The sequence below is a fragment of the Kitasatospora sp. NPDC059973 genome (assembly GCF_042737525.1).
Lineage (GTDB): Bacteria > Actinomycetota > Actinomycetes > Streptomycetales > Streptomycetaceae > Kitasatospora.
In genome coordinates this window covers 15,976-34,693 of sequence record NZ_JBHWUI010000095.1, presented here as the reverse complement: position 1 = coordinate 34,693, position 18,718 = coordinate 15,976, and the positions used below count along the sequence as shown (strand labels likewise).

Sequence of the window (18,718 nt, the reverse complement as noted above, 5' to 3'; positions counted from 1 at the left end):
CGGGGGGGGGCGGGGGGGGCCCCCCCCGGGCCGGGGGGGGCGGCGCCGGGCCCGGGATCAGACGCCGTGCTCGGCCGGGAGCCGGCCCGCCCGGACGGCCGTGACCAGGTCGGCGTGGTCCGCCTCGGTCCGGTCCGCGTACGCCACCGCGAAGGTGGCGACCGCCTCGTCCAGCGCCTCGTTCTTGCCGCAGTAGCCGGTGATCAGGCCCGGGTCGGCGGTGTGCGCATGGGCCCGGGCGAGCAGGGCGCCCGTGATCCGGGCGTAGTCGTCGAGCTGGGCGGGCAGCAGCGCCGCCGGGTCCACACTGCCCTTGCGGTTGCGGAACTGCCGTACCTGGTAGGGCAGTCCGTCCACGGTGGTCCAGCCGAGCAGGGTGTCGCTGACCACCTGCATCCGCTTCTGGCCGAGGACCACCCGGCGGCCCTCGTGGCCCTCCGGCGCGGTCACCGGGTACCCGGCGCGGGCCAGGTGCGGTAGCAGGACCGACGGCCGGGCCTCCTTCACCTGGAGCACCAGCGGCTGCTCCCGGTGGTCGGTCAGCAGCACGACGTACGAGCGGGTGCCGACGCTGCCGGTGCCCACCACGCGGAACGCCACGTCCTGCACCCGGTAGCGGGCGAGCAGCGGGTGCAGCTCCGCGGGCACCGTGCCGACGTAGGGGCCCAGCGCGGCGGCCACCGCGGTGGCCGTCGCGTCCGGGACCTCGCTGAGCACCGGGGGCGCCGCGGTGAACCGCAGGCCGCCGTCCTGCGCGCGGACGGTGGACTTGGCCGCGAACCTGGCGCTGGTGTTGCCCAGCGCCTTCGCGCCGACCTTCCGCAGGGCGTCGGCCAGGTCGTGCGCCTGCGCGAACGAGACCAGCTGGTCGTCGGCGACGGCGTTCCAGGCGTCCAGGACGGGCAGCTTGGCCAGCGCGCGCATGGTGCGGCGGTACGAGCCGGCGGCGTCGAACGCGGCCTGGCGGGCGGTGGTCTCGTCGGCCCCGACCTCGCGGCCGGCCAGTACCAGGCTGGCGGCGAGCCGCTTGAGGTCCCACTCCCACGGGCCGGGCACGGTCTCGTCGAAGTCGTTGATGTCCATCACCAGCTGCCCGCGGGCGTCGCCGTACAGGCCGAAGTTGGCCGCGTGCGCGTCGCCGCAGAGCTGGGCGGTGATCCCGGAGGTGGGCGTCGGGGCGAGGTCGGCGGCCATCAGGCCGGCCGAGCCGCGCAGGAAGGCGAACGGCGTGGCCGCCATCCGGCCCAGCCGGATCGGGACCAGCTCGGTGATCCGCCCGGCGTTGGACGCCTCGATCGCCGCTATGGCGGTCGGCCGGTCGTCGGCGGTGGCGAACTCGGCGTGCCGCTCGCGCGGGATGCGCTCGCGCAGGGCCTTGCCGCGCTCGCGGAAGCGGCCGTCGTGGTGCGGCGCGAACCCGTCGACGGCGAACCGCCGCCCCCGGCCGGCCGCTTCCGCCCGCACGCCGGACTCCTCCACCGCTTCGGTGAGCTGCGTCATGGTGCCCCGCCCCGTCCTCTGTCGTTCCCGCCCGCGACCTGCGCGGACCCGGCCCGTCGGCGGGCCGGGCAGCAGGTTACCCGCCCGCCCGGACAACCCGTCGGGAGGGAGGGACGCCCGGGGCGGTGCCGCGGTTGCGGGGGCGGGGCGCGGCGTCAGCCCCCGAGAAGCGCTTTGTGGGCGCCGTACGCCTCGATGAAGCCCTGGACGGCCCGCAGGTCGCCCGGGAAGGACGCGGACCGCCACTTCGCCTTCGTGCCGTCGCGGTACTGGAGGTCGATCCACACGGCGAGGTTCACCATGGTGCTGTCGGAGAAGCTCTGCCCCCTCACCTGGAGGGTGATGTCGGTGAGGGCGTAGAAGTCGACGACGGCCGGCGGGTGGCGCTCGTCCGTGTACTCGACGGTGCCGTCCGGGGTGATGACCAGCAGCGGGTCCGGATCGTCCGACGTCCCCCGGAAGAACCCCTTCAGCTTGCCCCGCCGCTTGGTGAAGACGTGCCAGTCCGTCGGTACGGGGCCTTGGCGTGCCTGCCAGAGGATCGTGCGCGGATCGGTCATGTCAGCTCCGGATCGTGCCACCACCGCCGACCGGTGGACGCCCCCGAGGAGGCGTGCGCGTACGGGTCGGCGACGGCGCCCGCCGACCGCGCGCGGGGCGGCTCCGGACCGACCGGGACCACCAAGGATTCTCCGTCCCGCACCTACCGGGCGCCACCGCGGCACCGGGTGGTCCCCGGCTCGCGACACCCCCTAGGGTGGCCCGATGGGTGAGCTTCGGGGGAGTGGCGGTGTCCGGGCGGCGGCCGGGGTGGCGGCGGTGCTGGTGGTGGGGGCCGGGCTCGGGGTGCGGGCCGTCGGCGGGGGCGAGGTCGCCAAGTACGCGGGCGACGCGCTGTACACGGTGCTGGTGTACGCCCTGGTGGTGCTCGTCGCGCCGCGGCTGCGTCCGGTGGCCGCCGGTGCGGTGGCGGCGGGGCTGAGCTGGGCGGTGGAGCTGTTCCAGCTCACCGGCGTCCCCGACGACCTGGCGCGGCGCAGCACGGTGGCCCGGCTGGTGCTCGGGTCCACCTTCAACGCGCCGGACCTCTGCTGGTACCTGGTCGGCGCGGCGGCCGCCGCGCTCTTGCACGCGGGGGCGGCCCGGCTGGTGCGGTCCGCTTCCGCGGGGAGGGGGACCGCACCCGGCCGGGCCTGATGGTTGGTCAGAGCGGGAGCAGCTCCGGCCGCTTCGCCTCGACGTGGTCGCCGGAGGACTCGCCGCGCAGCCGGCGGCCGACCCACGGCAGCAGGAACTCGCGCGCCCACTGGAGGTTCTCCCGGCGCTGGTCGGCGGCGGACTGGTACGGCAGGACCGGCCAGGGTGCCTCCGGGTCCTGCTCGGTGCGCAGGCCCAGCGAGCGGGCGGCCAGCAGGGCGACCCGCTGGTGGCCGTCGGGCGAGAGGTGCAGGCGGTCCTCGCTCCACGCCCGGCGGTCCTGCACCGCGCGCAGCGACCAGAGGTCCGCGACCTTGCAGCCGTTGCGGTCGGCGACGGCCCGCATGTGGCCGTTGTACGTGGCGATCTTGCCGCGCAGGTGCTTCAGCAGCGGCACGCCCCGGGTGTCGAAGCCGGTGCAGATGAGCACCGTCCCGGCGGACTCGGTGAGTTGGACGATGGCGCGCTCGAAGCGTTCGGCGACCTCGTCCGGGTCGCTGCCGGGTCGCAGGATGTCGTTGCCGCCGGCGCAGAAGGTCACCAGGTCCGGCTGGATGCGCCGGACCTGCGGCACCTGCTCCGCCGTGACCTGGTCGAGCAGCCGGCCCCGCACCGCGAGGTTGGCGTAGCGGAACTCGCCCGGCGGGCGTCCGTCGGCGAGCAGGCCGGCGAGCCGGTCGGCCCAGCCGGCGAAGGCGCCGCCGACGCCGGGGTCGTTGAGCCCCTCGGTGAAGCTGTCCCCGAGGGCCGCGTACGAACTGAGGTCAAGAGTCTCCTGGAGGTACGGCATGAAGGAGATAGTTCACTGTCTCAAGTGACCTACGCCACCGTAGGTGGCCCTCGGGGGGACGTGAGATGGACCACGTACGGATTCAGCAGGTTCCGGGAATATCGCGGGGGGCGGGGCGCGCCGGGGGCGGCGGGCGCTCGAACCGGCCTGATGGGCCGTCAGGGAGGTGGCCCAGATAGCTCCGTCGGAGAAATGACAAGATCGCGACCCCCTTCCGCTTCCGGTCCGCCGGTGCCCACCCTGGAAGGGCCCCGCCGTTCGGCGGGCGCCCCACCCAGGAGGGCGCAAGCATGACCGACACCGATCCCCGCACCGCGTCCGGGACCCCCGGAACGGGCTGGTACGTCGACGACCGCTGCACCAACTGCGACGTCGCCCGCCAGCTCGCCCCCGATCTGATCCACGAACGCGACGGCCGCTCCGAGGTCGTCCGCCCGCCGCGCGACGAGGCCGAGCTGCGGCAGCTCTACGCCGCCGCCCACGCCTGCCCCACCCGTTCCGTCCGCCTCCGCGGCCGGCCGCTCGACCCGGCACGGGACCCGTTCCCGCTCGCGCTCGACGAGGACCTGCTGCTGTGCGGCCACAACTCCCAGCACACCGCCGGCGCCAACGCGTACCTGCTGCGCCGGCCCGGCGGGTACCTGATGGTGGACACGCCCCGGTACGCCGAACCGCTGGCCGCCCGCTACGAGGCGCTCGGCCCGGTGACCGACGTGCTGCTCACCCATCGCGACCACGCGGCGCACGGCCGCGCGTACGCCGACCGGTTCGGCGCGCGGCTCTGGATCCACGAGGGCGACCTCGACGCCGCGCCCGACGCCGACCGGGTGCTGCGCGGCCGGGAACCCGTGGAGATCGCCCCCGGGGTCGTGGCCCACCCGTTCCCCGGGCACACCCTGGGCAGCGTCCTGTACGTGGCCGACGACCGGTACTGCTTCAGCGGCGACAGCTTCTACTGGTCGCGCACCACCGGTGACCTGGAGGTGGCCGACGGGGTCACCTGGTACTCGATGGTGGAGCTGGCGGCCTCGCTCGCCCGCGGCGTCGGGCGCCTGCGCTTCGAGTGGGTGCTGCCGGGGCACGGCGACCGGCGGCGGATGCCGGCCGAGGAGGCCGACCGGCGGCTGCGGGCGCTGGCCGAGCGGTGCGCCGGGCTGCGGACGAGGCCGGTCGACTTCGTCCTGCGCTGGTAGGCCGGCGGCCGGGCGGCGGTGCCCCGGCATCGTGAGGGAGCCTTCGGGCACCCGTGCCCCGGCGCCCCGGTGCCCGGCGCCCCGGTGCCCGGCGCCCCGGCACCCGGCGCCCCCGTGCGCCGGGGTGCGCGCCGGGTGCGCGGGGGGTTGCACCCGGCGATGCTGTCCGCTCATGTGTGCGAACTGACTCGCGTGGGCAGCCGCCCTCTGGGGTGCGATACGCACCGGCACGCCCCACGTGCTCCGGTATCCGAGGCCGCGTTCTCCGCCGCCCCGGCGCCCCAGCACACAGCATCCCGACCCCAGCAGTCCCGGACGGCGGAGGTAGCCGCATGCCGAACCGAACCCCGGAGCGCACCGCGAGGCCGCGGCGCTACCTGATGTGCCGGCCGACGCACTTCACCGTCGACTACGCGATCAACCCCTGGATGGACCCGACCCGGCCGACCGACACCGAGCTCGCCGTCCGCCAGTGGGAGCGGCTCTGTTCGATCTACCGGCGGCTCGGCCACACCGTCGAGCTGATCGAGCCGGTGCCGGGCCTGCCTGACATGGTCTACACCGCCAACGGCGCCACCGTCCTGGACGGCCGGGCCCTGGTCGCGACCTTCCGGCACCCCGAGCGGGCCGGCGAGTCCGACGCCCACGAGGCGTGGTTCCGGTCCGCCGGCTACCGCGAGGTCCACCGGGCCGGGCACGTCAACGAGGGGGAGGGCGACCACCTGGTGGTGGGCCGCCGGGTGCTGGCCGGCACCGGGTTCCGTACCGATCCGGCGGCGCACGCCGAGGCCCGGGCCCTGTTCGGGGTCCAGGTGCTCGGCCTGACCCTGGTCGACCCGCGCTTCTACCACCTGGACACCGCGCTCGCAGTCCTCGGCGACGACCACGTCATGTACTACCCCGAGGCCTTCACGCCCGACAGCCAGGCGCTGCTGCGCAGCCTCTACCCCGACGCGATCCTCGCCGACCGCGCGGACGCCGAGGTGTTCGGCCTCAACGCGGTCTCGGACGGGCGGCGGGTCCTGCTGCCGGAGGCCGCCAAGGCGCTGGCCGGCCGACTGGCCGAGCACGGCTACGAACCGGTGCCGGTGGACGTCTCCGAGCTGCTCAAGGGCGGCGGCGGCGCCAAGTGCTGCACCCTGGAGCTGCGGCCGGCCTGAGCGCCCCCGGCTGGCCCCTGAGCGCCCCCGGCCGCCCGGAGGGCACTCGGGCCGGGGGCGCTCGGGCAGCGGTGGCCCGGTCAGTGGGCGCTCAGGCAGTGGACGCCTGGGCTCAGGCGTCCTGTCCCAGCCAGAGGTCGGGGCCGAACACCTCGTAGTGGATGTCGGCGGCCGCCACGCCCGCGGCGAGCAGCTGGGCCCGCACCGAGCGGAGGAAGGGCAGCGGCCCGCACAGGTAGGCGACGGTCCCGGCCGGGACCGGCACCGTCGAGAGGTCGACCAGGCCGGTGCGCTCGGCGGGCCAGTCGCCCACCGGCCGTTCGTAGAAGACGTGCGCGACGGCGTTCGGCAGCTCGGCGGTGAGCCGGTCGAGCTCGGCCCGGAAGGCGTGCGCGTGCTGGTCCCGGTCGCCGTGCACGGAGATCACCGTCCGGGGGGAGCCGGTGGCGGCGAGGTGGTCCAGCATGGCCGTCATCGGCGTGTTGCCGATTCCGGCCGAGGCCAGCAGCACCGGTCCGGCGCCGTCGGCGAGGGTGAGGTCGCCGAGCGGCGGGGCGAGTTCGACCACGTCGCCGGTGTGCAGGTGATCGTGCAGGTGGTTGGACACCTCGCCGGCCGGTGCCCCGTCGGCCCCGGCACCGACCCGCTTGACGGTGAACCGGAGCGCGCCGCCGGAGCTCCCCGAGAGGCTGTACTGGCGGATCTGCCGGGCGCCGTCCGCCATCGTCGCGCGCACCGAGACGTACTGGCCGGGCCGTGCGGGCGGGACGGGGGCGCCGTCGGCGGGGCGGACCAGGTAGGTGGTCACGTCGTCGGTCTCCCGGCGCCGGGCGATCACGGTGAAGCGGCGCCAGAGGTCGTCCGGGTCGCCCGACTGCGCGGCGGCGGTCTCGGCGCGCAGCCGGTCCTCGACGGCGATCAGCGCGTTGGCCATCAGCCAGTACACCTCGTCCCAGGCGGCGGCGACCTCCGGGGTAACGGCCTCGCCGAGCACCTCGACGATGGCGGCGAACAGGTACTTCTGGACGATCGGGTACTCGTCGTTCCGGATGCCGACCGAGACGTGCTTCTGGGCGATCCGGGCGAGCATGGCGTCCGGCCGCAGGTCGGGGCGGGCGATCAGGGCGGACGCGAAGGCGGCTATCGAGCCGGCCAGCGCCTGCCGCTGGGTGCCGTTGGCCTGGTTGCCCCGGTTGAACCGGTCGCGCAGCAGCTCCGGGTGGTCGGCGAAGAGCGTGTCGTAGAAGAGCGGCGTGATCTCGCCGATCGCGCCGCCCACGGCGGGCAGGGTGGCTTCGACGATCTCGGCGGACTTGGCGGACAGCATGGGGCTCACTCCGAACTGGCATCTTAGATGCGTATTAAAGGTCGTGCGGAGGCGCGACCCGGCGGGTCGGTGGACGGGGGTGTGGGGTCAGCCGGCGGGTCTGCCGGAGAGGCTCAGCAGGACCGGCCCGGTGGGCGGGCCGACCAGGTCGTCGATCGAGAGCGGATCGAGCGAGGCGAAGAACGCCTCCTGCGCGGTCCGCAGCGCCCCGCGCAGCCGGCAGGCGGCCCGTAGCGGGCAGGGCGGCTCGTCCTCGCAGCCGACCACGTCGCCGACGCCCTCCAGCTCGCGGACCAGCACCCCGAGCGAGCCGGTCCGGCCGGCGGAGGTGAGCGCGAGGCCCCCGCCCCGCCCGCGCCTCGCCTTGACCGCACCGAGGTGCTGGAGCCGGCTGACGACCTTGGCGGCGTGGGTGTACGGCACGCCCACCGACTCGGCCACCTCGCGGGTGGTCGGGTTCGCGTCCTCGTCGAGGACCGCCAGCCGCATGGCGATGCGCAGGGCGATGTCGGTGCTCTTGGTCAGCCTCACGCCCGGCAGGCTATCGAATACGAATTCTGTACTCCAATTTGGGGTGCGCCCTCGGCGCCCGGGCCGAGCTGCTCCCGGTGGCACGCGGACGCGCCCCGCCGGGAGCCGGCGGGGCGCGTGGTGGGCGATGGGCGAGCGGGTGACCCGGTCAGCTCCGGACCGCCTCCGGCCGGGCCGGCGCGCCCGCGACAGGGTCGGCGGCGGCCGGGCCGCCGATCACGAACGGTGCGGGCCGACGGGCCGGGACGAACAGGGCGGCGACGGCCGCCGCCAGGCAGAAGGCGGCGAGCAGGGCGAACCCGTGGGTGTAGCCCGATTCGTAGGGGTGGCCGGAGGGCTGCAGGTGGCCGGTGACCAGGCTGGTCATCAGCGCGGCGCCGATGGAGCCGCCGATGGTGCGGATGTTGGCATTCATGCCGGTGGCCGCGCCGGTCTGCGCGGCGGGCACGCTCTGGACGATGAGGTTGCTCATCGAGGCGAAGGCGAGGCCGATGCCGAGCCCGAAGACCCCCGCCGCCAGGGCGACCTGCCACGGCCGGTCGTGCCAGGCGGCGAGCATCGCGCAGGCGGCCGAGCCGAAGACGGCGCCCGCGGTCAGCTGGGCCTTGGCGGGGAACCGGCCGGCGAGGCGCCCGCTGAGGATCCCGGCCACGAACATGGTGACCAGCATGGGCAGCATCAGGAGCCCCGCGCCGGTGATGCTCGACCCGAAGCCGTAGCCGGCCGAGGTCGGCGTCTGCGCGAAGCCGGGGAGGAAGGCCCAGACCGCGTACATGCCGCCGCCGAAGAGCAGGGCGGCGGTGTTGGTCGTCCAGACCGCCGGGAGGCGCATGATCCGCAGGTCGATCAGCGGGTTGCGCGAGCGGGCCTCGACCAGGGCCCAGAGGCCGAACAGGACGACGGCCGCGACCAGCAGGCCGATCACCCCGGTGGAGCCCCAACCCCACTTCGAGGCCTGGCTGATGGGCAGCAGCAGGGCCACCAGCCAGCCGGAGAGGAGGACGGCGCCGAGCCAGTTGACACTGCCCGCGCCGCCGGCGCCCTCGGCGCGCTTGGGCGACTCCGGGACGTAGCGCTGGGCGATCACGGCGGTGACGGCGACGATGATCACCGGGAACCAGAAGAGCCAGCGGTAGTCCAGCGCGCCGACGATCGGTCCGGCCAGGACCATGCCGAGGCCGCTGCCCACCGCGATGACGGCGGACAGGTTGCTGATGCCGGTCGCCACCCGGGAGGCGGGGAACTCGTCGCGGATGATGCCGAAGGACAGCGGGAAGAGCGCGCCGGCGATGCCCTGGATGACCCGGGCGATGATCAGGACGGTGATGTTGGGAGCCAGGGCGGCGACCAGGCACCCCACCAGGAGCGCGCCGAGCGCGGCGACCAGGGTGCGCTTCTTGCCGACCAGGTCGCCCACCCGGCCGAGGATCGGCGTGAAGATCGAGGCGGAGAGCAGGTAGGCGGTCATCACCCAGGTGACGGTGGCCTGCGAGGTGTTCATCGCGTGCTGGACGGTGGGCAGGGCGGGCGTGATCAGCGACTGGAGCAGGGCGAACACGCCCGCGCCGGTCGCGAGGACGCCGAAGGTGAGGCGATTGGACGGGCGGCTCATCGAACCTTCTCGGGGCATGGGGCGCGCAAGGGGAACGCGCCCACGGGCTGCGGACGGAAGCGGTGTGCGTGGTGCTGGTGTGCGTGCTGCGTGGTGTGTGGTCGTGCTGCGTCGTGCGCTGTGTGCTGGGTGGCGCGCGCTGTGCGGTGCCGGTGCCGGTGCGGTCGGAGCCGTGGTGCGTACCGCCGGACGCGCGGCGAAGCGCGAGGTGTGGAGACCGGGCCAACAGGGCCGGTGCGTACGGCTCGGGCCGGCGGGTGCGCTCGGGATCCGGGGCCGGATCGACGGACGCGCTGGTGCCTCCACCGGGTGTGCCGGCAGGGGCGGGGACAGGACCTCACTGCTAAAGTTGAGGCATGCCTCCAGATTAGCGGAGGCACACCTCCGCTTCAACCCGGTGTCCGAAAAGAGAGCCCCAGTGACGGAACAGGTCGTGGTCGGCGAGTTTGTGGCGGCCCAGCGCCCGCGCCGCGCCGATGCCGCGCGCAACTTCGACGCGCTGCTGGTCGCCGCCCGCGAGGCCTTCGCCGAGCACGGCGCCGAGGCCTCGCTGGAGGACATCGCCCGGCGGGCCGGCGTGGGCATCGGCACCCTCTACCGCAACTTCCCCACCCGTCGGCACCTCTTCGAGACGGTCTACGCCAACGAGGTCAACGAACTGAGCCTGGCCGCAGGGGAGTTGTCGGGCGAGTCGCCCTGGGAGGCGCTGACCGGCTGGCTGCGCAGGTTCGTCGCCTACACCCTGACCAAGCGGGCGATCCGCGAGGCGCTGGAGGGGGAGGAGTCGGACATCTTCCTGGCCTGCCGGCAGTCGATGTTCGACGCGAGCGCACCGCTGCTCAGGCGCGCGCAGGAGGCGGGGGTGGCGCGGGCGGACATGTCCATCGACGACCTGCTGCGCCTCGTCTCGGGTGTCAGCTCGGTCGCGTTCCCCGACGAGGAGCAGCGCGACCGCGTCCTGGCCATCGCCCTGGACGGCGTGCGGACCACCGCCTGACCGGTAACCGGGGCTCCCCGGCGGGCCGTTCGCACCCGCCCGCTCGCCCGCGACCTGGGAGAAGCGGGTGCGGGCCGTCCCGGCCACCGGCGTGTCGGCGGCGTCTCCTACGATGACGGGCATGAACGCTGACGGGTCGGACGCACGGCTCATCGACGGCCGGTTCGAGCTGCTGCAACGACTCGGCGGCGGAGGTATGGGCCTGGTCTGGCGCGCCCGGGACAACGCGCTCCACCGCGAGGTGGCGCTCAAGGAGGTCCGCCCGCCCGACCCGGCGATGGCGGCCGCCAACCCCGAGGACGCGCTGGAGCTGCGCGAGCGGGTGCTCCGCGAGGCGCGCTCCCTGGCGCGGCTCCAGCACCCGAACGTGGTGATCATCCATCACATCGTCGACACCGCCGATCATCCGCACCCCTGGCTCGTGATGGAGCTGGTCACCGGCGGCAGCCTCGCCGACCGGCTCTCCCGCGGCCCCCTCACCGTGCCCGAGGCGGCCCGGATCGGCCGTGGTGTGCTCTCCGCCCTGCGCGCCGCCCACGCCGCCGGCATCCAGCACCGCGACGTCAAGCCCGGGAACGTACTGCTGCGCCCGGACGGCACGCCCGTCCTCACCGACTTCGGCATCGCCGCCATGCAGGGCGCCACCGCCCTCACCAGCACCGGGGCCCTGATCGGCTCGCCCGAGTACATCGCCCCCGAGCGGATCCGCAGGGCGGAGGGCAACCCGTCGTCCGACCTGTGGTCGCTCGGCATGATGCTGTACGTCGCGGTCGAGGGCCACCACCCGCTGCGCCGCGCCACCACGCTCGCCACCCTCGCGGCCGTCCTGGACGAGCCGCTGCCGCCGCCGGCGCGGGCGGGGCAGCTCGCCCCGGTGCTGGCGGCCGTGCTCGCCAGGGATCCGGCGGTCCGGCCGAACGCGGAGCAGCTCGACCAGGCGCTCGCGGCCGCGGAGGCCGGGGCCGCCCCGGGGCCGGCCGGCGGTCCGGTGGCCTGGTCGCCGACGGGTCTCGACCTCCCGCGGCCCGCGTCGACCCCGTGGCCCGGTACCGACCCGGCGATGAACGCCTGGACCGGATCCGCGCCCGGATCCGGGTACGACAGCGGGGGCGGTACCGGCGGTCCCGGGTATGGCGGCGGCCACGGGTACGGCGCCGCCCCGGCCGACACGTTCGGTCACCCCGGCACTGCCGGGCCGGGCCGCCCCGGCTTCCCCGGGCACCCGGTCGACGCGGTCCCGGCGGACGCCGTCCCGACCGGCACGACCACGCACGGCCCGGCGGCCCCGGTGACTCGGGGCGGCCCGGCGCGGGCGGTCACCCTCTCGGTCGTCGCCGTCGCACTGGCGGGTGCCCTCACCTGGACCCTCCTGCCCGACTCGGGCGCCGAGAACGGCGCGGGCGCCGCCCCGGGCCCGTCGGCGTCCGGCCCGGCGGCGACCGGCAGCACGGGCCCCACCACCCCCGCCGCCGCGTCGACCGCGCCCGAGCCGGTCGCCGCCCCGTCGGTGACGGCCAAGACCGCGCCCCCGTCCGCCGTGCCCCCGGACTTCCTCACCCCGGCCGGGGTCCGCACGACGGTCGAGGCCTTCCGCCCGTCGCTGGCGGATTCCAAGATCACCCAGCTCACCGTCTACCCCACCTACGCGAGCGCCGAGGGGCCGACCGCGGCCGACCCGACGGTGTTCGACCGGCTCAACTACCGTGACGGCAAGGTCACCCGCACCCCGGGCGGCACCATGACGTCCCGTCAGAAGACCGTCGACCTGAGGAGCTACGACTGGGACATCATCCCGACCCTGCTCCAGAAGGCCCAGGACACCCTCAACGTCCCCAACCCGACCAGCCGTTACCTCATCATCGGTCCGGACAGCTCCGACGGCACGCCCAGCATCAGGGTCTACCTGTCCGGCGAGTACGGCGGCGGCTACCTCTCCGCCGACACCAAGGGCACCGTGAAGCGGTCCTTCCCGCGCGGCAGTTGAGCGCGGCGCCCGGCGGCAGCGCCTGAGCGCGGTCCCCGAGACCGGTACCCGAGCGGCACCCGAGCCGCGCCGGCCTCAGACGGGCGGCGCGGCCAGTGCGCGGAAGGCCAGCAGGGCGATGTCGTCCCGGGTCTCGGCGACCTGGGCGAGCACGTGGTCGCAGAGTTCGTCCAGCGGCCGGTGGCCGACCGCGCCCGCCGCCTGCGCCAGTCGGTCCAGGCCGACGGTCAGGTTCTCCCCGGGCACCTCGACCAGCCCGTCGGTGTAGAGGAGCACGGTGTCCCCGGGCGCGATCCCGGTGCTGTGGGTGTGGCGCCGCTCGGCGGGGGCCACGCAGAGCGGCACGTCGGTCTCCTCGGTCACCAGGAAGCGCGGCTCGCCCGAGGCGGGTACCAGCAGTGGCGGCGGGTGCCCGGCGTTCGACCAGGTCATCCGCCAGCCGTCGTCGACCCGGGTCAGGTTCAGGTGGACGGCGGTGGCGAAGGCGGCCACGCCGAGGCCGTCGGCGGCCGTGTCGAGCGCGGCGAGGGTGTCGGCCGGGGTGTGCAGATGAGTGCGGTTGTAGGCGACCGACCGCAGCATGCTGCGCAGCTGCCCCATGGTGGTGGCCGCGGTGAGGTCGTGCCCGGCCACGTCGCCGATGGTCAGGGCGAGCGAGCCGTCGGGCAGCAGGAAGGCGTCGTACCAGTCGCCGCCGACCTCGGCCGCCCGGTTGCCGGGCTGGTAGCGGGCGGCGAGCTCGGCGCCGACGACGACCGGCGGGGCGGTGAGCAGCGCCCGTTGGAGGACGAGTGCCACCTGCCGGGTGCGCTGGAGCTCCAGGGTCTGGCGCAGCGTGGCCTGGGCGCGCTGGAGGACGTCCTGGAGCAGGTCGATGTCCGGCCGGCCGGGCGGCGGGGTGTCCTCGCAGCCGGCCGCCGCGGCGAGGGCGACGGTGATGCCGTCGATGACGATCGGCAGCAGGGTGAGGCTGGTGGCGCGGGCCCGGGTGAGCCACTGGGCCGACTCCCGGGGGACGACGCCCGGGGGGATCTCGCCGACCGGGAAGGTCAGGAGCGCGGGGGCCTGGCGGGCGACGACCCGCAGCGCGGCCGGCCCGAGCCGGTAGCTCTGCTGGCGCAGCGCGGGCAGCGGAGGCAGGCCGGGCCGGGCGGTGGAGGCGATCCGGGTGCCGAGGATCTCGTCGGGCCGGGTGGTGTGCTCGCGGGTGGAGAGCAGGAACACCGTGCAGGCGTCGGTGAGCTCCGGGACGACGAGGTCCGCGACGGCGGCGAAGGCGTCGTCCGGGCGGGCGGTCTCGGTCACCGCGAGGGCCCCGGCGAGCAGCCGCTCGCGCAGCCGGTTGCGCCAGCGGTCCTCGATGTCGGAGGTGGCCCCGACCCACTCCACCGGCCGGCCCTCGCGGACGATCGGTACCGCGCGGGCGGAGACGTGCCGGTACTCCCCGGTGACGGTGCGCACCCGGAAGGAGTGCTCGAACATGGTCGGCTCGGCGTCCGCCGCCTTCAGCCACTGCTCGGCCAGCCCGGCCCGGTCCCGGGGGTGGATGAGCTCGAACCAGGCCTCGTCCATGGTCTCCCGCCAGGGCTGCCCGGTGAGCCGCTGCCAGCCGGGCACGAGCTCGGCCATGCTGCCGTCCGCGCGGACGATCCAGACCAGCTGGGAGACGGCGGAGATCAGCGCCTCGTACCGCTCCAGGGTGCGCAGGCGGTCGGTGGAGAGCTGTTCGGCCTGCTGGGCGGCGTGCACCTCGGTGGTGGTGTCGATCGCGGCGATCAGGATGCCGGGGCCGAACCGGGAGGAGATCGGGGAGCAGCTGTAGACGAAGTGCCGGTGGTCGCCGTCACCGTCCCCGGGCCGTTCCACCGTCCGGGGCGTGGTCACCTGGCGGGCGGTGCCGTCGGCGAGGACCTTGTCGAGCGTCTCGAAGAACCGCTCCACCCCGGGTTCGGCGAACAGCTCCCGGACGGGGACGCCGATCGACCGCGGCCCGAACAGCTCGCGGAAGGCGTCGTTGCGGTAGACCAGGCGGTGTTCCCGGCCCGCGGTCAGGGCGATCGCCACGATCGCCCGGTCGAAGACCTCGGGTGTCAGCTGCGGCTCGACCACCCCGTGGTGCCCCCTTGTCCGGTGTTGTGTCGTGCGGCAACCGCGTCCCCGTACCCGGGGTGTCCGGCTGCCTCCGGCCGGCTGCCCTCGGGTCTGCCCTTGCGGCGATCGCCCGCGGCCGTCCTTGGCACGATACGGTCTGGCCGGTACATCTGTACCGTTATGCCACGATTGTCGCCCTTGCCGGGGTGACGCGTGAGTGCCCGGCGGCCGCGAGTTCGGCCGGGGCCGCCCGGGGCACCCGCTGCGCCGCCCCGCCCCGCTCACCCGGCCGGCAGCACGTTGGACAGCGGGAGGCCCTCGAAGAAGGCCACCGCCTCCTCGCGCCAGTGCGGGCGCCAGCCCGAGGCCTCCCCGGCGGCGGCCTCGGCGCAGCGGCGGATGTCGGCGCGGAGCCTGCCGTCCACGCCCAGCGACCGGGCCAGCTCGCGGACGCGCCCGACCGTCGCCGCGGAGCAGTCCGGATCGCCGAGCGCGGCCTCCACCACGGCCCGCTGCGCGTCGTCCGCGGCGGCGAGCAGGGCGCTCACGGCGTAGCTGCGGCGGCCGGACCGGAGGTCGGCGCCGGTCGACTTGCCGGTGGCCGCCTCGTCGGCGAACAGGTCGAGGTAGTCGTCGCGCAGCTGGCCGCCGATGCCGACCAGCGTCGCGTACCGGCGCAGGCGCGCGTCGTGCGCGGCCACGTCCTCGCCGGCCGCCAGCAGGCCCAGCCGCAGGGGGGCGAGGACGGAGTAGCGGGTGGACTTGTACTCGCAGACGGTGTGCAGGAACTCCTCCTCCGGAAGCGCCCGGAAGTCGCGTTCGAGGTCGACGATCTGGCCGGTGACCGTCTCCGCGGCGGCGTTCAGCTGCACCTCCAGCATCGCCTGGCGCAGCTCGGCGGGGACGTCCGCCTCCAGCAGGACCCGCATGGAGAGGAAGGCGGCGAGGTCCCCGGCCAGGACGGCCAGGCCCAGCGCGGTGCGGTCCGCCGCGGGGAACTCCTCGCGGTAGGCGTAGTAGGTGGAGGGGCCTCCCCGGCGCACCGGCGCGTCGTCGATGATGTCGTCGTGGACGAGCCCGTGCGTCTGGAGCAGTTCGATGCTCAGCGCGGCCTCCGCCAGACCGGGCACCGGCTCGGTGGTCACCAGCCGGGCGGCCTCGTACAGCAGGGCGACCCGCAGCCGCTTGCCGCCGCGCAGCGAGAGGTCCCGCAGCAGCTCCAGGCAGCGCGGGGTGAAGCGGCTGAGCGGTGGCGTGTCGAGGCGCTCCGGCAGGGAGGCGAAGTAGGCCTCGAAGCGGAGGTCGAACCGCCGCCGGTGTCCGGCGGCCCGTTCGCGGGCGGCTGCCATGATCGTCTGGTTCACGTGCCCTACCCTCGCACCCCCGCGCCCGGGCCCGCCGACGGGGGCCGGGTGCCTCGCGGGCGGCGCGCGCGGCGCGGCTACGGACAGGCGCGGTCCGTGTCCCGTGGAGCGTTGCCGGGTCGGCCGGGCTCCCCGGCCTTCGGCCGGGACGTCCCCTCGGCACCCTTGCTCCGGCCGCGATCCCGACCTGTCGGCCGCCGCCCGCGTCGGCCCCGGGTGGTCCTGACGCCGAGTCGGGGGAGTGGGAAGTCGGCGGGGCCGACTTCCCGATCGGCCCGCGTGCGTTCCGCGCTCGCCGACCGCACGCGGCCGGCGAGCGCCGACGGCACCTTGCCGAGCTCGCTCTCCTCGGCGGCCGGGTGCGCTTCCCCGGCTATTCGGTCCGCCCGCCGAGCCAGTCGCGGAGGAGGAACGCGGCCTCGGCCTCCTCCGCCTCCGACCGACGGGTGTCCTCCTCCCAGGCCACGGTTCGGAAGACCCCGGTGTCCCGCCACTCGGCCAGCGGCCGGTCGAGATCCTCGTCGTTGGCCTCGTCTAGGTACCGGCCCGCAGCGGTGTAGACCAACCGGAGTTCGGCGCCCACCACGTGGTACTGGTCGCACTGCGGAAGGAGTTCCCCCTGCATCGGCAGGGCCCTGTCCAGCTCGACGCCACCGAGATAGCTCGGCATCTCCGCCCGCATCAACTCGTCGAGGTCGCCGAGCTGCCCCGTGGTGAGCCCGGTGACGGTCGACACGGCGAGGTTGCGCGAACGGATCAGCGCGGTGAGCCCCGGGACGGTGAGGGACTTCCAGAGCGGGGGCGTGCGGGCGAGCAGGTGCGCGGCGATGTCGCCCGGGGTGGCTCCCGCGGCGAAGGCGGGCCCCGGTGACAGGCTCGCGACGGCCACGCCGAGGTCGCGACGGTACTCCGGGGCGATCCTGGTCGACTGGGTCAGCACGGCGCGGTCGATCTGGCCCGGGACCACCCGGTCCTCGTCGAAGAGCAGGGCGATACCCGTACGGCTCACGGCAGTTCCTTCTCGGATGCGGGGAACGGCGGCCCCTACCCCGGCGTGGGTGGAGAACTCGTTGCGGAAGTCAGCGGTGGTGAGTCCGGCCGGCGTGCGCAGGGCGGACGAGCCCGTGTGCCTCAACTGTGACTGGAACGGGGTCTCGGGCTGGCCGAAGACGAGCGCGGAGACGCGGATCGTGCCGTCGTCCAGGACCGCGGCCACGGTACCGAGGCCGGAGTAGACCAGCGGATTCCGCGCGGCGTCGTGGAGCGTGCCCGAAGCGGTGGCCGTCGTGAGCCAGTGCGGGTCGAAGGTGATGACGACGCCGCGCCCGCCGATGTCGAAGCGCAGGTGCGGGTCCTTCGCGAGGACGCCGGTGGGCTCCGACGGAGGCATCGTCGGGGGATTGCGGCAGCGCATCCGCGCTTCGAAGGAGACCAGCAGGCCGCGGTGTACGTGGTCGATCGTGCTCTCGCACAGCCTGGTCGCCGCCTCGGCGTCCCACGTCTCGAACAACGGTCTGACCTGGGAGACGAAGAGCCCGGGAGCCAGCCCCTGGCCCCGGAACGGCTTGGTGGTGTCGAGCTCCGCCTTCCTCGCCGCGCCGAGGATCGCGCTGCCGTCCGCGAGCATCGCGATCCGTGGCAGGTTGACCAGATCGACGCTGGAGAAACGTGCTCGCCAGCTGTGCGAGGACTTCCGCAGCGCCTCGGCGACGGCCTCGTCGGGAGAGCCGCTCTCCGGTGCCGCGTTCACCACCACGACGTTGACGCCGCCGTGGATGTCCCCCGCCTGAACGGCTGCCCCGGTGACCTGGCCACAGAGGTCGTTGCGCACGTTCGGCAACGGCTGGTCGTGTGTCGTGCCGTCCCCCGCCGGTTCCACGTCGCTACCTCGCTCGAAACTCGCACCGCTCGGGATGGGGCACACACCCTACCCACGAGAAGTCGGGTCGGCCGACTTCTCGTGCTCGGGCTGCCGCTCCGGCGGTGTCAGGAGGTGCCGAAGACCTGTTCCAGAGCCTTGCGTGCGGCGAGGCGGCCTACTTCACGAAACGCGCGGGGGTGGGAGTCGACGGGGTGGACGACCATGGACCGCAGCACGGCCCGGCAGTGGACGGTGATCCGCCCGTCCTCGGCCAGCACCTCGCGCAGGCCCTCGTCGAGCGCTTCGAGGAGTGAGAAGACCTCGCGGTAGTCCTCGTCGCCGCCCGCGGGGCCGAAGCGGAACCGGACGTCGTCCGGGAGGGTGAGCTCGAAGCGGGTGGGGCCGGTGCACGGCTCGAAGTCGACCGTCACGATCGCCGCCCCGCCGCCGCACCCGCCGGCCTGCCGGAGGTGCCGCGCCTGCACGTCGCGGAGGGGCCGGGGCGGGAAGAGCATCGGTTCTGCGGGCATCCCGCCATCGTAGGGCGGACCTATGCGGACCGGTCGCCCCGGCCGGTCCGTTCCGGGGTGACGGCACCCTGTGGGTCCGGGGGAACGCCCGGGCGTGCACAGGAAGTCGGCCATACCGACTTCCTGTGCACCGCGTTCTGTGGGCACCGGACCGTCAGCCGTCGCCGGGGGCCTGCGCCTCGGCGGTGAGGAGGGCGAGCAGGCCGGGGAAGCGGGCGTCGATGTCGGTCCGGCGGAGGGCGGCCATCCGGCTGTTGCCCCGGTCGACCTGCCGGATCAGGCCGGCCTCGCGCAGCGCGCGGAAGTGGTGGGTGACCGTGGCCTTCGAGACGGGCAGCGCGAAGGAACTGCAGGTGCGCGCGGTGCCGTCCGGCGAGCAGGCCAGCTGGCGGACCACCCGGCGGCGCAGCGGGTCGGCGAGCGCGGACAGCACCCTGCCGAGCTCGATCTCCTCGACGGCCGGGTGCCCTTCCTCGTCGGGCATGGGTGACCTCCCTCAGGTACGGCTTGAATCGTACCTCTCGGCAGGGGTACCGTCCGCGAGGTACGAGATTGGTCGTACCTCGGATGAGGGAGAGTTC

Annotated in this window: 16 protein-coding genes; 5 read left to right on the top strand and 11 right to left on the bottom strand. The window is 74.7% G+C overall.

All coding sequences use genetic code 11. From position 1 onward, the window contains the following. Nucleotides 1-57: 57 nt before the first annotated feature. Nucleotides 58-1,500, bottom strand: coding sequence for a DUF2252 domain-containing protein (locus ACFWA9_RS24490; protein WP_380389760.1), 1,443 nt, complete (start codon nucleotides 1,498-1,500; stop codon nucleotides 58-60). 155 nt (nucleotides 1,501-1,655) lie between these two features. Then, nucleotides 1,656-2,060 carry a hypothetical protein gene (locus tag ACFWA9_RS24485; RefSeq protein ID WP_352296625.1) on the bottom strand — a complete coding sequence of 135 codons (405 nt, stop codon included), beginning with the start codon at nucleotides 2,058-2,060 and terminating at the stop codon, nucleotides 1,656-1,658. Nucleotides 2,061-2,265: 205 nt separating this feature from the next. Here ACFWA9_RS24485 and ACFWA9_RS24480 point away from each other — a divergent pair, with 205 nt between their 5' ends. Next, nucleotides 2,266-2,697, top strand: a complete 432-nt coding sequence (locus ACFWA9_RS24480; RefSeq protein ID WP_380389758.1) for a DUF2809 domain-containing protein — start codon at nucleotides 2,266-2,268, stop codon at nucleotides 2,695-2,697. Nucleotides 2,698-2,704: 7 nt separating this feature from the next. On the opposite strand, the gene ACFWA9_RS24475 is transcribed toward ACFWA9_RS24480, so the two are convergent. After that, a complete protein-coding gene (locus ACFWA9_RS24475) occupies nucleotides 2,705-3,487 on the bottom strand; it encodes an SGNH/GDSL hydrolase family protein (RefSeq protein ID WP_352296620.1) in 783 nt (260 codons plus the stop codon). Between the two features lie 290 nt (nucleotides 3,488-3,777). On the opposite strand from ACFWA9_RS24475, the gene ACFWA9_RS24470 reads away from it, so the two are divergent. Then, nucleotides 3,778-4,680 (top strand): 4Fe-4S domain-containing protein, encoded by a 903-nt coding sequence (locus tag ACFWA9_RS24470; RefSeq protein WP_380389756.1) that lies wholly within the window; start codon nucleotides 3,778-3,780, stop codon nucleotides 4,678-4,680. Between the two features lie 332 nt (nucleotides 4,681-5,012). Next, a complete protein-coding gene (ddaH, locus tag ACFWA9_RS24465) occupies nucleotides 5,013-5,840 on the top strand; it encodes a dimethylargininase (protein ID WP_380389754.1) in 828 nt (275 codons plus the stop codon). Between the two features lie 112 nt (nucleotides 5,841-5,952). Here ddaH and ACFWA9_RS24460 read toward each other — a convergent pair whose 3' ends face one another. The 3 genes from ACFWA9_RS24460 to ACFWA9_RS24450 form a co-directional block, all read right to left on the bottom strand. After that, nucleotides 5,953-7,167, bottom strand: coding sequence for a globin domain-containing protein (locus tag ACFWA9_RS24460; RefSeq protein ID WP_380389764.1), 1,215 nt, complete (start codon nucleotides 7,165-7,167; stop codon nucleotides 5,953-5,955). A gap of 87 nt (nucleotides 7,168-7,254) precedes the next feature. Then, nucleotides 7,255-7,698, bottom strand: a complete 444-nt coding sequence (locus ACFWA9_RS24455; protein ID WP_380389752.1) for an RrF2 family transcriptional regulator — start codon at nucleotides 7,696-7,698, stop codon at nucleotides 7,255-7,257. 148 nt (nucleotides 7,699-7,846) lie between these two features. Continuing rightward, entirely contained in the window at nucleotides 7,847-9,310 is a 1,464-nt protein-coding gene (locus ACFWA9_RS24450; protein ID WP_380389750.1) for an MFS transporter, read from the bottom strand. Between the two features lie 418 nt (nucleotides 9,311-9,728). Here ACFWA9_RS24450 and ACFWA9_RS24445 point away from each other — a divergent pair, with 418 nt between their 5' ends. Together ACFWA9_RS24445 and ACFWA9_RS24440 are read left to right on the top strand one after the other, a co-directional pair. Further along, entirely contained in the window at nucleotides 9,729-10,307 is a 579-nt protein-coding gene (locus tag ACFWA9_RS24445; RefSeq protein WP_380389748.1) for a TetR/AcrR family transcriptional regulator, read from the top strand. Nucleotides 10,308-10,428: 121 nt separating this feature from the next. Continuing rightward, nucleotides 10,429-12,291 carry a protein kinase gene (locus ACFWA9_RS24440; RefSeq protein WP_380389746.1) on the top strand — a complete coding sequence of 621 codons (1,863 nt, stop codon included), beginning with the start codon at nucleotides 10,429-10,431 and terminating at the stop codon, nucleotides 12,289-12,291. A 75-nt stretch (nucleotides 12,292-12,366) separates the two neighbouring features. Here ACFWA9_RS24440 and ACFWA9_RS24435 read toward each other — a convergent pair whose 3' ends face one another. The 5 genes from ACFWA9_RS24435 to ACFWA9_RS24415 all read right to left on the bottom strand — a co-directional run bounded on the left by ACFWA9_RS24435 (nucleotide 12,367) and on the right by ACFWA9_RS24415 (nucleotide 18,621). Further along, a complete protein-coding gene (locus tag ACFWA9_RS24435; protein ID WP_380389744.1) occupies nucleotides 12,367-14,400 on the bottom strand; it encodes a SpoIIE family protein phosphatase in 2,034 nt (677 codons plus the stop codon). Nucleotides 14,401-14,663: 263 nt separating this feature from the next. Further along, a complete protein-coding gene (locus ACFWA9_RS24430; protein ID WP_380389762.1) occupies nucleotides 14,664-15,731 on the bottom strand; it encodes a polyprenyl synthetase family protein in 1,068 nt (355 codons plus the stop codon). Nucleotides 15,732-16,119: 388 nt separating this feature from the next. After that, a complete protein-coding gene (locus ACFWA9_RS24425; RefSeq protein WP_380389742.1) occupies nucleotides 16,120-17,586 on the bottom strand; it encodes a hypothetical protein in 1,467 nt (488 codons plus the stop codon). 146 nt (nucleotides 17,587-17,732) lie between these two features. Beyond that, the gene (locus ACFWA9_RS24420) at nucleotides 17,733-18,137 is read right to left on the bottom strand and encodes a hypothetical protein (RefSeq protein WP_380389740.1); all 405 of its coding nucleotides are present in this window, start codon (nucleotides 18,135-18,137) and stop codon (nucleotides 17,733-17,735) included. A 154-nt stretch (nucleotides 18,138-18,291) separates the two neighbouring features. Beyond that, nucleotides 18,292-18,621 carry an ArsR/SmtB family transcription factor gene (locus ACFWA9_RS24415; protein WP_380389738.1) on the bottom strand — a complete coding sequence of 110 codons (330 nt, stop codon included), beginning with the start codon at nucleotides 18,619-18,621 and terminating at the stop codon, nucleotides 18,292-18,294. Between the last annotated feature and the right edge of the window lie 97 nt (nucleotides 18,622-18,718).